11 protein-coding genes are annotated in these 14,232 nt (G+C 44.4%); 5 read left to right on the forward strand and 6 right to left on the reverse strand.

The window, feature by feature from the left end; translation table 11 throughout:
* Window positions 1-44: 44 nt before the first annotated feature.
* A complete protein-coding gene (locus AAFP11_RS27105) occupies window positions 45-893 on the forward strand; it encodes a Cof-type HAD-IIB family hydrolase (RefSeq protein WP_341739818.1) in 849 nt (282 codons plus the stop codon).
* A 6-nt stretch (window positions 894-899) separates the two neighbouring features.
* On the opposite strand, the gene coaBC is transcribed toward AAFP11_RS27105, so the two are convergent.
* From coaBC to AAFP11_RS27130, 5 genes are all read right to left on the reverse strand, one after another.
* Complete coding sequence (gene coaBC, locus AAFP11_RS27110) at window positions 900-2,102, reverse strand: bifunctional phosphopantothenoylcysteine decarboxylase/phosphopantothenate--cysteine ligase CoaBC (RefSeq protein ID WP_341739819.1); 1,203 nt, start codon at window positions 2,100-2,102, stop codon at window positions 900-902.
* 139 nt (window positions 2,103-2,241) lie between these two features.
* Entirely contained in the window at window positions 2,242-2,454 is a 213-nt protein-coding gene (locus AAFP11_RS27115) for a DUF2555 domain-containing protein (RefSeq protein WP_340519840.1), read from the reverse strand.
* Between the two features lie 45 nt (window positions 2,455-2,499).
* On the reverse strand, window positions 2,500-3,123 hold the full coding sequence (locus AAFP11_RS27120; protein ID WP_341739820.1) for an alpha/beta hydrolase: 624 nt from the start codon (window positions 3,121-3,123) through the stop codon (window positions 2,500-2,502).
* A gap of 448 nt (window positions 3,124-3,571) precedes the next feature.
* The gene (locus AAFP11_RS27125) at window positions 3,572-3,817 is read right to left on the reverse strand and encodes a hypothetical protein (RefSeq protein ID WP_341739821.1); all 246 of its coding nucleotides are present in this window, start codon (window positions 3,815-3,817) and stop codon (window positions 3,572-3,574) included.
* Window positions 3,818-4,140: 323 nt separating this feature from the next.
* Entirely contained in the window at window positions 4,141-4,575 is a 435-nt protein-coding gene (locus tag AAFP11_RS27130) for a response regulator (RefSeq protein WP_341739822.1), read from the reverse strand.
* 476 nt (window positions 4,576-5,051) lie between these two features.
* Here AAFP11_RS27130 and AAFP11_RS27135 point away from each other — a divergent pair, with 476 nt between their 5' ends.
* Window positions 5,052-7,712 (forward strand): EAL domain-containing protein, encoded by a 2,661-nt coding sequence (locus AAFP11_RS27135; RefSeq protein WP_341739823.1) that lies wholly within the window; start codon window positions 5,052-5,054, stop codon window positions 7,710-7,712.
* Between the two features lie 450 nt (window positions 7,713-8,162).
* Here the strand turns inward: AAFP11_RS27135 and AAFP11_RS27140 are convergent, their stop codons facing one another.
* Complete coding sequence (locus tag AAFP11_RS27140) at window positions 8,163-8,885, reverse strand: response regulator transcription factor (RefSeq protein ID WP_341739824.1); 723 nt, start codon at window positions 8,883-8,885, stop codon at window positions 8,163-8,165.
* Between the two features lie 396 nt (window positions 8,886-9,281).
* Between AAFP11_RS27140 and AAFP11_RS27145 the strand changes: the two genes are divergently transcribed.
* The 3 genes from AAFP11_RS27145 (at window position 9,282) to AAFP11_RS27155 (ending at window position 14,145) form a co-directional block, all read left to right on the forward strand.
* Window positions 9,282-11,132: an ATP-binding protein gene (locus tag AAFP11_RS27145; RefSeq protein ID WP_341739825.1), complete on the forward strand. Its 1,851-nt coding sequence runs from the start codon at window positions 9,282-9,284 to the stop codon at window positions 11,130-11,132.
* A gap of 202 nt (window positions 11,133-11,334) precedes the next feature.
* Complete coding sequence (locus tag AAFP11_RS27150; protein WP_341739826.1) at window positions 11,335-13,236, forward strand: glycosyltransferase family 39 protein; 1,902 nt, start codon at window positions 11,335-11,337, stop codon at window positions 13,234-13,236.
* Between the two features lie 420 nt (window positions 13,237-13,656).
* Complete coding sequence (locus AAFP11_RS27155; protein WP_341739827.1) at window positions 13,657-14,145, forward strand: transposase; 489 nt, start codon at window positions 13,657-13,659, stop codon at window positions 14,143-14,145.
* Window positions 14,146-14,232 lie beyond the last annotated feature (87 nt).

The raw sequence follows: 14,232 nt of genomic DNA on the forward strand, positions 1-14,232 counted from the left end.
GGAAAATCTCAAGCTAAAATCTAAAAACAACTATGCAAAATATAATGACCTCAAATCCCGTCTCTAGCGGTGCAGACATTAGACTACTGGTAGTCGATATCGATGGTACGATCGCAGGTAAATCCAATAACATCCGAGAAACAGTGAAGCAGGCTATTTTCGCCGCTCAGTCGCGGGGAGTGCAAGTTGCCGTGGCTACTGGTAGAATGTATCGATCGGCTTTGCGCTTTCATCGGGATATCGGCTCAAATTTACCGTTGATTTCTTACCAAGGTGCCTGGATTCAAGATCCCGCTAGTCAAAAAATGCTCCGCCACCAGCCCTTGTCGAAACAAACAGCTTTGGAATTGTTGGAACATTTTCAAGAACCACATTTACGATCGCTCCTTTCGGTGAATTTTTACATCAACGACCAACTTTACGTACCGGAAATTACCGCCGCCACCAGACTTTACGCACAACGATCGGGTATTCAACCAATTGCTATTACAGACTTGCGCCGAGATATTCCGGGTGAACCGACGAAAGTTTTGGCTTTGTGCGAAAATCCGGGGGTACTCGATGGCTTACTCAGCAGTATGCGAGAACGCTACACACCAGCAGAACTTTATTTGACTCGATCGGTTGCCACTTTTTTTGAAGCTACTCACCCTTTGGTTAACAAGGGAGCCGCAGTGCAGTACATCGCGGAGGACTTGTTGGGTTTGCAGCCAGAGAACGTGATGGCGATCGGCGACAATTTCAATGATGTGGAAATGATATCCTATGCGGGCGTAGGCGTAGCGATGGGTAACGCTCCCTCGGAGGTGAAAGCTGGTGCTAACTGGGTGGCGCCGGATGTCGAGGAAGACGGGGTGGCTGCTGCGATCGCCCAATTTATTTTGGACTCCTAGATATTGCTAAATCCCTTCCAGGGCAAAGTCAAACAAGCGATGGGCCATTTCTAATTTACTGCAAGGTGCTATTTCCACTTGCTTTCCGGCGGCATTTATCAAAATTGCTTGATTGGTATTGCTACCAAAACCGGAGGCTATTTTGTCGATCGGATTTGCCGCAATTACATCCAATTTCTTGGCCCGCAATTTTTCCCAAGCTGGCTTGACAATATCACCTGTTTGTGCGGCAAACCCGATTAGTTTTTGATGTGGCTGTTTCAATGTTCCCAACTCTGCCACAATATCCGGTACCGCTGTCAAGGCTAAAGCATCCGGGAGCGATCGCTTGGGCAATTTCTGACTATGGTACTCCGTCGGTTTCACATCAGCCACCGCCGCCGCCATCACCGTCAAATCCGCATCGGGAAAACATTCCAGCATCCCTTGTCGCATTTCTGCTGCACTCGTCAGGGCGATCGACCTGACACCGGGCAATGATAAATCACCACTTATACTATGTACCAGAGTTACCGTCGCACCTCGGTGCTGTGCAGCCCGCGCCAGAGCTAGGCCCATTTTACCAGTGGAAGGATTGCCGATAAACCTCACCGGATCGAGGTGTTCCCGCGTACCTCCCGCACCGATCAACACCCGTTTACCAGCTAAATCTCGATCGCCCTTAGTATACAACAATGATTCTATGTGAGCCACAATCTCACTGGGTTCTGCCATCCTGCCCGCACCCACGCGATCGCACGCCAGCATTCCCGCCCCAGGCGACATAGCATGATATCGCCTATCTGTCAATATGTCGCGCCAATTTCGCTGCACCGCCGGCTGTTCCCACATATCAGTATTCATCGCCGGTACCAACAAAATTGGACACTGAGAAGCAAGTACCGTATTTGTGAGTAAATTATCCGCAAAACCCCCCGCCAACTTAGCCAAACTATTTGCTGTGAGGGGAGCGATCGCAAAAACCGATGCCCATTCTGCCAGTTGAATGTGCAAAGGGCGTCCGTGACGGGCTTCCCAGAAATCTTTGTCAGTAAAAGCAGCTTGGCGACAGAGAGTAGCAAAAGTCAAGGGCGTGACGAACTCTTGAGCCGCATCAGTCAGAATAGCTCTGACTTCAACTCCCGACTTGGCTAAAGTTGAAACTACTTCACAAACTTTGTAAGCTGCAATCCCGCCACTAACGCCAATTAAAACTCGTGTACCCTTCATATCTTTTTGCATAAAAAAGAATTAGGAGAAAATCAAGATCGGCAGAGACAAAAATCCCTAACTCATCTATATAAATTGGCAACCAAATCTGTGGCTAACCTTCTCCTAAAACTTGCTGAGATTTTTGCTATTTTTGAGGCTATGCTTCGTCGTAGGCTTCCATGTCCAGAAGGTGAAGATAAGGCTCGACCAACTCCGGGCGCTGAAACGCAAGCGATCGCAGCAAATGCCAATCGTTCAATCCCTCAAAAGGATCTGTGTAATCATCCACTTCTAGACGATCGGCCAATTGTGCCACATCCTCCGAAGTAAGTACAGCAATATCGCGCGATGCTTTGGTTAAAGTTTTCATCTTTATTCCGTCCCCGAGATTTCCGCCATACTATATCCTAAGCCTTTAATCCGATTTAGACACAGTTTCTAGAACAAAACTTCGCATTAGATCTACAACTTGTGGTTGAATCTCGTGTCCCATGGGAAATTCGTGGTACTGCACCGACGCCCCCCAATCCGTGAAAGTATCGCGCGATCGCACTGCCGCACTCACAGGGACAATATTATCTTGAGTCCCGTGTACGATTAAAACAGGTGGCAACTGGCTAAGAGCAACAGGCGACTGAGAGTGCAAATAACCACTCAAACAAATTAAACCAGCCAGAGGCAAAGTTAATCCCACATCCAGAGTCATCGCTCCACCTTGAGAAAAGCCACCTAAAATCGTCTTAGACAAAGGCACACCCGTACTGCTTTCTAAAGACAATAAAAATTCTGTTAGCAATCGCCGACTTTCGATCAATCCCTTAGAGTCATTACCTTGAAGGTCATACCACATTTTGCCACCGGGTACTTGGGGATGGGCAAAAGGGGCATCGGCAAACACAAACTCATAGTCTGGTAAATTGAATGCCGGCGCTAAAGAAGTCAAATCGCGAGCATTGGCACCCCATCCGTGCAAAGCGACAATCATACCCACTGGTGGGCGATCCGTGCTCGGTGGAATGCTAATAGATTTTAAAGACATCGGAATCAGTAATTGGTAATCGGGTATGGGACGAATTATAAATTGTTGTGGCGATTGTAGTTGATACTCCCCACCGATGAATCGGGGGGATTCTTGATTAAGACCACAAAGGGACTCTCAAAGGCGTTAAGTAAGTCCACCTAATTAAATGCAAGATCCAAATCGCTCAAAAGCTTACTGGCGGTTCTCTCGGATGTTGGGTGTAAAATGTAGCAAATAATACTAAATTTTTGAAGAAGGAAAGCTGAAACCCTAGATTTTGCTAGCTCATAATCATTACTTATCACCATAATTACGAGAGAGCCGAAATTTGATTGAGCGATCGCACTAAAGAGAAAAACATCCCCAAATAGAACATCCAGAGCCTCGACTTCTTTCTTCTCAGAAACCGCTCTAGCTACTCAATAGAAAGTTATGAGTTAAATTGATAACTCATAACTTCTAATTTTCAAGCAGTTTTTTGTTCGCCGAAATCTGACTGCTGCCCCTCGCTCGCTAGTAAATTCCAGCCTTGAGTTTTCAGCTTCTGAAATGTTGCCCACCCTTTAGAACCATCCGGTTCTAGGTAGTCCGATGCAGCGTACTGTGGAAAAGCTGTATAAGGTCGCCACGGTTGGCGGGGTTCAGTGCGTAGGTGCAATATTTTTTCTCCATTGCTTCCCAATCTGGGCAACCAGCACATTTGTTTCAGCATATCTAACACTCCATAGTATGGTCTCGTGCGAAGTCGATTTTACGCAGGAAATTACCGTTTAATCCAGCATTAAGTTTGCGGTTTTCCCTTTGCTTTATAAATACACGCCGATTCTCCTTCTTTCTGGATCGAATAACATCTTTCTACCGTATTGGTTTTATGATTTCAAAAATGTTCCTCAAGTTACATTTATTAAATTGCCGACAGAGTTTATCAGCTTATCAAAAGTTAAATATATTTTCATAAATCAGTGGTTCCATATTTATTGGTGCGTTTGACTACATTTTTTCTACTAAAACAGCCTTTCCAATCAGGTTCTGGTTCTAATTGAGATAGCGATGGATAGTTATTTCTAATTGATCGATATCAAAAGGTTTGGAAATATATGCAACGCAGCCGGCTTGCAAAATCCGATCGCGGTCTTCGGTTTTTGCTAGTGCTGTGACAGCAATAATCGGAATATTTATCAGTTGTGGATTTTGCTTGAGACGGCTCATCAGTTCTATACCGTCGATGTCCGGTAAACAAATGTCTAGCAAAATTAGGTCTGGTGGTCGGGAAACTGCTACGGAAAGGGCTGTGCGACCGTCTAGGGCTCTGACGCACTCGTAACCAAATAAATCGAGTATTTGTGCTAGCAGCTCTAAGTTGTCGTGATTGTCGTCTATAGCTAAGACTAAGGGACGTTGATCGACCAGCAGTCGATCGCTCTTAGCAAACGAATATTCTAAATTCAGATTCCAGTTGGGGTAATTCATAAATGCCGACTCAGGCAGTTTCTGTGTAATTTTACTTATCCTATAACATAAATTTAACTCAACATTGATTCCATTTCCTTGTAAAGTATGCCAGCCAAAGACCTAAAGCATTATCTAGATTCCCAAGTTTTCCACTGCCCTAACTTCCGAGGTTTAAATCATACTATAGCCTTTCTCAAGAAAGTAAAGTACGCACCTCACCATTAGCTCTTGCCCAGGACCTGGTGTATCTGACCTAAGTGAGAAAGGCTATATTTTCATCTGTTTTCAAGGATGAGCCTGTACTCTCGCTCCCTTCCATTTACATAACTTAACCTCTGTAATATCGCTAAAAAAACTATGGATATTGATACAATATAATAGTATTATGTAGTCAGTATTGCTTCTATTGCTTAAATTGTTATATTCTGTAATAGATTGCGAGTTAGGATAATAGCTCGCAAAAATGCTATTATCAGCCTTGGGGATCAAACAAGATGGCTCGTAAAAAAATTATAAAAATGTCCATATCTGCTGTGGAACAGGAGAGTTTACTCAACCGAATTACTACTCGCATCCGACACTCTTTAGAACTGCAAGAGATTTTGACGACAACGGTAAAAGAACTCCGTAACTTGTTAGGGAGCGATCGGGTAAAAATTTATCGGTTTGAACCTGATGGCAGCGGTGAGGTAATTGCTGAGTCGATTAAGGACAATAATTTGCCGTCATTGCTGGGCTTACATTTTCCAGCAACCGACATTCCCAAAAGCGCTCGCGAAATGTTTGTCAAAGCTAGGCAGCGAGTAATTATAGATGTCGGATTGAATCATCAAACAATTAATCGATTAGATTGTCCCGAAACAGGAAAAACTTTAGCGGCTGAAGATATTCGCTATGCTAAGGTAGACCCCTGTCACATAGAGTATCTGAGGACGATGGGTGTCTATTCTTCCCTCACAGTGCCGATTTTGCATCACAATCAGCTTTGGGGGATCTTGGCCTGTCATCACACGCAACCTAAACGGTTTAGCGATCGAGAATTAAAAATTGTGCAATTGCTTGTGGATCAACTGTCAATTGCGATCGCCCAATCTTTTCTACTCAGTCAAGCTCGACATCAAGCTAGGGATGAAGCCATTGTCAACCAAATTAGCAGTTTGCTCCACTCACCCCTAGAATTGACAGAAATTAGACACACAGTCCTAGAACAAACCGTCAAATCTTTAGCAGGTTGTGGCGGTAGATTGTACATTGCCCCCGAAGGAGTGAATTGGCCAGCGGAACTTTATACCTGCGGTCAACAGCCACAGCATTTAGAAATAGAAAAAAGCCAGTTTTGGCAGGAAATCATGGGTGTAAAACAATCATTAACAGTTGAAAAAAAAGAAGCAAGTAATGGTCACTATTCTGGCATTTTTCCCGATATTCAAATAGAAAATTACCAGGAAAACGGTTTAACAATTGCTAATTATATAATTCCCGAATTATATGCAATCTCCGATATTTCTCAAGCACCTAAACTTAAATCTTTATCTTCATATTTCCTGGAAGTTTCTATTAGGTCAATGCTGGCAGTGCCACTGCAATATCGCGATCAGTGCATCGGCTGTCTTACCATCTTTCGCAGTGAAATAGAAACAGAAACTTTATGGGCGGGACAGTGTGACTCCGAAGCCAGAAACGACCGTCCCAGAAAGTCATTTGCAGCGTGGAAAGAAATAAAAAAACAACAAGGTAGACACTGGAAAGCTGATGAACTGAAGCTAGCAAAATCCTTGGCAACTCATCTTTATATGGCGGCAATGCAAAGGCGGGTAGAAGCAATGATTCGACATCAAGCTTCCCACGACCAACTAACAGGTTTAGCTAATAAATTACTGTTTAATGAACAACTGTCTCTAGCTGTAGTTAACGCTCACCAAAACACCGAAATGTTAGCGGTGATTTTTCTAGATTTGGATGGTTTTAAAAATGTTAACGACACCCTCGGTCATGCTGTAGGCGACCAGTTACTCCAAGCAGTATCTTGGCGCTTAACCAACTGTTTGCGCGTGGGCGATTCCATTGCCCGTTGGGGCGGAGATGAATTTACTTTACTCCTGTACAATATTAGCAGCGCCCAGGATGCCATTGATACTTGCCAGCACATTCTCCACAGTTTATGTACTCCTTTTCACTTTGATGAGCAGGAACTTTATATCAAAGCCAGCTTGGGAATTGCTTTGGCTCCCTACGACGGCGAAGATGCCGAAACTTTGCTGAAAAACGCCGATGCTGCTATGTACAAAGCGAAACAGAAAGGTCGGAATAATTATCAGTTTTATACCAGAGCGATCGGCAACAAAGCATCGGAGCGTCTGGTATTAGAAAATAATCTTTACCGAGCCATAGAAAATTCCGAATTTTTGCTATACTACCAGCCCCAAATAGATATAAATACTGGCAAAATTGTCGGTCTAGAAGCTTTGGTTCGCTGGGAGCATCCCGATCGCGGGTTGATGGGTCCCGATCGATTTATTCCCTTAGCTGAGGAAACAGGATTAATCTGCCAGATTGACGAATGGGTGATGCGAACTGCTTGCCTTCAAAATCGAGAATGGCAGTTAATGGGACTCCCACCGATGCGGGTAGCTGTAAATTTATCGGCCCGTCAGTTTCAGCAACATAACACAGTACAAACAATCGCTAAAATCTTGTCGGAAACTGGCCTAGCTCCAAAGTATTTGGAAGTAGAAATAACCGAAACCATTGCCATGACAGATGTGAAATTTACGGTGTCTGTATTGCAGCAGTTGCAGCAAATGGGAATTCGGATTTCTCTTGACGATTTTGGGACTGGTTATTCTTCTTTGTGGTCTCTCAAACACCTACCACTGAACAATTTAAAAATCGATCGCTCCTTCGTGGCAGATTTGATGAATGGTGCCAGCGGTGCTGCTATTGTGAAAGTGGCGATCGCCTTGGGACAAGGATTGAATTTAGAAGTAATTGCTGAGGGAGTGGAAACCTATGAACAGTTGGAATTTTTGCATTCCCTCAAGTGCGATATGGCTCAAGGTTACTTCTTTAGCAAGCCACTATCTGTGATAGCGACAACCGAATTGTGCATGGAAAATAGAGAATGGAAATTGACTTGTAGTCCCAAATGCAATTAGCAATAAGTGTTGACAGTTGACAGTTGACAGTCGGATTCGGTTCCTGAGCGAAGTAGAAGGGTCGAAGGGCAGGATAAACTCCATCAAAGCACCCTCTTCCCTCTTTGTTCTTTGTATGAGTAATTATTCGGCATCTATCTTAAGGTGTATTTAGTCAAAAAAGTATTAATTTAAAGTTATGCACAAGGATAGATGCCTGAAAATTATTCATGAGTTACGCATATCGTGACCCGCCACCGCTGGGATTCGTAAATTTCTATTTTTCAATCTTCTATTTTTCACAGCAACTTGGTTTTTGACCCTAATTCATCTTGTTTATAGTTAAGTGTTAAATAACCGCAGTGCCAAAAAAAATAATACGCAGAACCCCGACTGATTAAACAAGTCGGGGTTTTCAAATAGAAGTCTTTTACGTTTAATTAAAACGACCTACTTAAGACCCATTACTCTTTATCCAACCAAGCCAGAACGAAGGGCGAGAACAGCAGCTTGAGTGCGGTCATCAGCACATAATTTATTCAAAATGTTGCGGACATGAGTTTTGACAGTGCCCACAGTAATGTAAAGTTTTTCCGCAATAGCAGCATTACTATAGCCCTGCACAATTAGCTCCAAAACTTCTAATTCCCGCCCCGTCAAAGGGTAAGTTTCAATAATGTGAGTAAACTCTGGTTCCGCAGCTTTAATTGTAACTTTTTTACCCTCAGATTTTTGTTCTTCCGGGGCAGACTCCTTAGTGCGAGCTTGTTTCAGGACTATGCGAGCGATCGCCGGGTCAATCCAAGACTGACCTTCGTGAGTTACTTTGACTACATCTAACAACTGGTCAAAACTGATATCTTTCATGCAGTAAGAGTCAGCTCCAGCCGCAAAAGCTGCGAGGACTTCTTGTTCATTGTCCTGAAAAGTCAGAATCAAAACCTTTGTGTCTGGATCGGAGTCTGCAACGATCGCTTTTTTGAACTTTTGGGTCAGTTCAATTCCGTCAAAATCCGGCAACCCAATATCTACAATTGCCACGTCAGGTTTGGAAGACTGAAGCAGTTTCAATCCCTCTGTCGCATTCGCGGCATCCCCCACAACTTCTATGGTATCACTCTGTTGTAAAGCTGTACGGATACCCACTCTTGTCAGGTCATGGTCTTCGATCAAAGCAACGCGAATTTTACTCATTTTTTTTCTAATGCCCTGCTGAAATTTTTAAATATAGCCAAATTACTCAGCTAAACAGACTCGATTTGAGAATGCGATCGCCGATCGGGTTAACCCGATCGCCTATCTTGTTCCAGCATACTCATGGAATCGCACAATTGCAAATTAATTGTTAAGTAATTTGGCTGCACCCTCTGATTCACCCTATGGGGACAGGTAGGCTCTCCAGGTTTTCACCATCTGATTACATTATCCCTTTGTCCGCCCCTTGATAGATGTAAACAGTTCCGTGAGTGGATAAATTTAATATATAAAAACCTTTGATGCAGTAACGCAATCAAAATTGATGGAGCTAGCAGCCGGACTATTAATTTGGTTTTAGCGCTAAGGCTCGACGCTTATTTATAAAATGTAATTATGACTCACTATTACGGAAATCACTCTTTTTCCTCGGACTTTTCCGACCGGGAAAGTTCCCAGATGGGAGCGGAAATAACACCAGGGCAACCACCTGTTAACTCTTGGGAGCATCAGCTCGATCGCCTGTTAAAGACCATTCCTCACATAGTTTGGCAAGCAAATGCTGATGGGGCGGTGACTTATTTGAACCGTGCCTGGGAAGAGTATACAGGAGTATCCGCCACAGCAGCCTTGGATTTCGGCTATCTGGAGTCAGTTCATCCAGAAGACAGAGCTCGCTTCCCCTGGCGATCGGGGCAGACTGTGAGCCTAGACTCCAGTTATAAAATAGAATTGCGGCTCAGGACGCGATCGGGTATTTACCGATGGAACCTAGCAAAATTTTCCCGCGTCCCCACCCTCGGCGACGGAGTTTTAGAGTGGGTGGGAACCTATACAGATATAGATGGGTTCAAGCAAACTCAAGAATGGTGGGAGGCAGAACCAACATCTCTCAAGAGTTTGCGGGACTCCAAAGCTAGGAAGACGGCAGAAAACTTGAATGCAACCAGCGTGGCTAAAAAGGCGCAGCAGCAGCATTTACAAGTTGTGGAGCGGTTTACAAATCTGTTGCACCAGCCGGCGGGAAGCTTGTGCGAACTATTCCAAGCCATAGCGGATGCGGTAGTTGAGACGATCGCCGAGGCTCAATTTTGCTTGGTGGCCCTCCCCAACTGCGACGATAACCACAGCCTCTTGTTAAGTGCAGTCACTGGGGCGGAAAAATTTGCTGGGGGTAAAACCCTGTACGTGCAAGATGCGCTGCTATCCCAAGCCTTTGCTACGGGAAAGTCTCAATTGTCATCCCAGGAGTCCGGCGCAGAAGTGCCGGCGGCCTGTGCAGTGGCGATCGAGTCTTTGCCAACAGGGCGTTTGGGGGTGTTGGCGATCGGTAATTGGCAAGATAGCCAAGCTATTGACGATGCAACTATGCAACTGCTGGGGGCGATCGGCAGACAAGCTGCGATCGCGATTCATAGCGCGCAGGCGATCGAAATTAAGCAAAAACAGGAACAGCTTTTAGACTTACAAAATCAGCTCTTACTTCGCCAGCAAGCAGAATTAGAAAAGCAAAGTTGCCTCATTCAACAGCAAAAATTGCAACTGCTAGAAGCAGCCAAGTTAAAATCGCAATTTTTGAGAACTATGTCCCATGAATTGCGAACACCCATGAATGCAATTATCGGTTTTTCACAATTGCTACTACGCCAGGAAAAACAACTACTGACTCCTCAGCAAAGGGATTTTGTGGGGCGTATCTTTAATAATGGTAAAAATCTGCTAGTGCTGATTAACGATATCCTCGATATCTCAAAAATGGAGAGTTGTGGGACTAAATTAGAAATAGCCGAATTTGATTTAGCCCAGTTGGTAATCGCTACCGCCCTGGAATTTGGAAATCAGGTTACAGATAAAAATTTGTCCCTGTCTGTCAGCGTGTGTTTGCAGGAGCGATTGATAGTTCACGATCAGTCGCGCTTGCGGCAACTTTTGGTGAATCTCATTTCCAATTCGATTAAATTTACTCATCAGGGAAACATTGGCATTTCTGTGCGAGAACTAACCCTCGATCGACTAATTATCAAGGTCACTGATACAGGAATTGGCATCAGCGAAGCCGATTTACCACATATTTTTGACAAGTTCCACCAAGCCGATCGAACTACCAGTCGCCAATATCCCGGCATCGGTTTAGGACTAGCCATTAGTGCGTCTTTGGCACAAATGATGAACAGCACACTTACAGTAGAAAGTCAAGTAGGAAAAGGTTCCACATTTCGGATCGAATTGCCACGAAAAATGAATTGACAAAAAAAATCAGGGAAGGGACGAGCCGTAAAGGCACTGCTTTTACAAGGCATTTCCCCGTGAACGAAGAATCCCCACGCCTTTAGGGCCGGAAGTGTCAATTAACCGGATTTGATATAATTTCTAGTCTTGAGAAGGCGAATCTTTAGATACACTTGAGAGCGGGCTAAAATTGAAAATCTCAAATCGCAGGAAATTTCGGGTGAAGGAAGTTATTAAAAGTTCGTCAGAATATCAAAGGAAGCACTCGATCGCACCTTTGCTGTTATCCCTATTATGGCTGTGCGCGATCGCTGGGGTGGCTTTCCTCTGGAATCTGGGCAATATTGGTTTAGTTGACGAAACCGAACCGTTGTTTGCTGAAGCCGCTCGCCAAATGACCGTCACTGGTGATTTCATCACCCCCTATTTTAACGGCGATACCAGGTTTGACAAGCCACCGTTGGTTTACTGGCTGATGGCGCTGGCCTATCGGGCGATCGGCGTTAACGAATGGGCTGTCCGTATTCCCTCGGCCCTAGCGGGAATATGTATCACTTGCCTGGGATTCTATACTCTATCGCAATCGTTGTCACAACTCATCAGGAATCAGCAAGAAGTCCGAAGCAATGAGCAAGAAGAAACATTCTCTGACTCTCCCAATAATTTCCCCCTCTCCCGCTCTCCCGGTATTCCTCTATTTCTTTCTGCACCTTGGATTGGTGCTGCCCTCATAGCATTAAATCCCGAAACTATTGCCTGGGGAAGGACTGGGGTTTCAGATATGCTCCTTACCGGCTGTATGTGTTCGGCACTCCTGGCCTTTTTCCTGGGATATACCCTAGAAGAAAAGAAGCAATCAGCAGGATTTTCCACCGTTTCTGCTTCGCGATTTCCCAATCCGTGGTATCTCTCTTTTTATGTACTAATTGCCTTAGCAATTTTGACTAAGGGCCCTGTGGGAATTGTGTTGCCAGCCCTGATTATTGGCTGCTTCAGCTTTTATTTAGGCAATTTTCGACAACTTTGGCGGGAAATGCGTCCGGTGTCTGGAATCTTAATTATTCTGGCGATCGCCCTACCTTGGTACATTCTGGTTATTTTAGCCAACGGTGAAACTTATATTGACAGCTTTTTTGGATATCACAATTTCCAGCGTTTTACTGGAGTTGTGAATCGACACTCAGCACCTTGGTATTTTTACTTTTTTGTAGTGTTAGTGGGTTTTGCGCCTTGGTCGATTTATTTGCCCGTCGCGATCGCCCGCACCCGTTTTTGGCAGCGTACTTACTGGCGACGTCAACCTCGATCGGCACAGTTAAGTTTATTTGCCCTGTTTTGGTTCGCCTGCATTTTTGGCTTTTTCACGATCGCCGTGACCAAATTGCCCAGTTATGTATTGCCTTTAATGCCGGCATCGGCGATTTTGGTAACGCTGTTGTGGAGCGATATCATTGGAGAAAAAGCAGCAGAAACCAGGCAGGGAAAGTTAGAAACACCACCGAATTCTTTACCCAGAGGACTATTAATTACCTACGTTGTAAATGTCGTATTTTTATTAATCATCGCTGGAGCAACTTTATACTCCTACCACTGGCTAGGAGACGATCCAGCTATGCCAAATTTCCCTCAAGCACTTCAACAGTCTGGTTTGTTGATTGTCGGCGGTGGGATTTGGATAGTTACGGCGGTGGCGATCGCCCTTTTATTATGGCAGAGACAGCAACGCTGGATTTTGGTTGCTAACTTCATCGGATTGGTAGCATTTATCATCTTTGGTTTAACTCCAGCCTACAATTTAGTCGATCTCAACCGTCAGTTACCTCTGCGACAATTAGCACAGGTTGCTGTTCAACAAAAATTGCCTGGGGAAGAGTTTATGATGATTGGTTTTGCCAAACCTAGTGTAGTTTTTTATTCGCATTTACCGGTGACTTATTACCGACTGCCCAAAGGTGCGATCGACTACATTGAAGAATCTAAAAATCAAAGTTCTCCGTCTATTTTGGTTTTAGGATATCCAGATAAATTTGTGAAATTTGGATTGCAGCCAAATGAATATCAACTGCTGGATACTCGTGGTGCTTACCAACTAGCTAGAGTTCCCAGAACAGCTTTTCGATAGTCTGTTATAACTGCGGCTGCGGTGAGTTGACTTATAGATGATATCAATTCCGGTTGTATCGGAATCATTAAACCACAGAGAACACAGAGGACACAGAGAAAGAGAAGAGAGAAATAATAATTCCGATGTCAACGGATTTGATATGATACACTCCTGAACCCACGGGGGGTCAAAAACCCGGTTTCTGCGTCAATATCTCATATAAAATCCTTTCTTCATCGTCCTGTATTAACTAAACAGACGGGAATCCCCACACTATACCGCCTCGGTTAGTGTGGGATGAAAGGCGTGTGAGGCGAGGATTCCGCGCACTTGCAATCTAACAATCAAAGATGTTAGCAGTAAGCGGGCGGATGACGAGACGAGCAAATCTTTAAATATCACTTCAAGTCCGATCGGCATTGTATCTGCGAGAACTTTGTGACAATACTTGTACGAACAGGTGCTAAATTCTTTTTCCATGAAGACCTAAATCTGAAGGGTTTAACCAAGCGGAACAAGGTAAAACAAGATGATGATGCGACTTACCTCCCCAATGGTCAATCAGTTAAGTCAGGACTGAACAAGTCTTGGCTGGATGCTGGATTCGGTCAATTTTTCAAGACACTGGACTACATAGCCGCAAAAGCTGGAGCAGTTGTCATTTCAAAAAAACCTGCTTATACCTCAATGGTACTCAGTTATCGGAATGAAATTATTTTCACCCATTGCAGTATTCGAGATTATTGGGATGAGCAAAACTCTCTGATGGTTGACCGCGATATTAATGCCGCGATTAATTTAAAGAGACTGGGGTTGGACATTTTCCCCAGTATAAAAAGCCGTGGTGGGAATCTTTCTCTAGTAGGAACTATGGATGACAGTACCATAAAGGAAATTTTGTATGCGCGACCTGAACTGGTCGTTTAGTCCGAGGAACCCACTCCTCTAAGGGTTTCACACCCCTTACCCTCACGGAAAAGGCTCAATAATGAGTCCGGTCACGCTCAAGTAGGC

The organism is Microcoleus sp. CAWBG640, from assembly GCF_020883015.1.
Lineage (GTDB): Bacteria > Cyanobacteriota > Cyanobacteriia > Cyanobacteriales > Microcoleaceae > Microcoleus > Microcoleus anatoxicus.

Coding starts and splice junctions, on each gene's coding strand:
- AAFP11_RS27105 (WP_341739818.1), top strand. CDS start 45: ATGACCTCAAATCCCGTCTCTAGCGGTGCAGACATTAGACTACTGGTA.
- coaBC (WP_341739819.1), bottom strand. CDS start 2,102: ATGAAGGGTACACGAGTTTTAATTGGCGTTAGTGGCGGGATTGCAGCT.
- AAFP11_RS27115 (WP_340519840.1), bottom strand. CDS start 2,454: ATGAAAACTTTAACCAAAGCATCGCGCGATATTGCTGTACTTACTTCG.
- AAFP11_RS27120 (WP_341739820.1), bottom strand. CDS start 3,123: ATGTCTTTAAAATCTATTAGCATTCCACCGAGCACGGATCGCCCACCA.
- AAFP11_RS27125 (WP_341739821.1), bottom strand. CDS start 3,817: ATGCTGAAACAAATGTGCTGGTTGCCCAGATTGGGAAGCAATGGAGAA.
- AAFP11_RS27130 (WP_341739822.1), bottom strand. CDS start 4,575: ATGAATTACCCCAACTGGAATCTGAATTTAGAATATTCGTTTGCTAAG.
- AAFP11_RS27135 (WP_341739823.1), top strand. CDS start 5,052: ATGGCTCGTAAAAAAATTATAAAAATGTCCATATCTGCTGTGGAACAG.
- AAFP11_RS27140 (WP_341739824.1), bottom strand. CDS start 8,885: ATGAGTAAAATTCGCGTTGCTTTGATCGAAGACCATGACCTGACAAGA.
- AAFP11_RS27145 (WP_341739825.1), top strand. CDS start 9,282: ATGACTCACTATTACGGAAATCACTCTTTTTCCTCGGACTTTTCCGAC.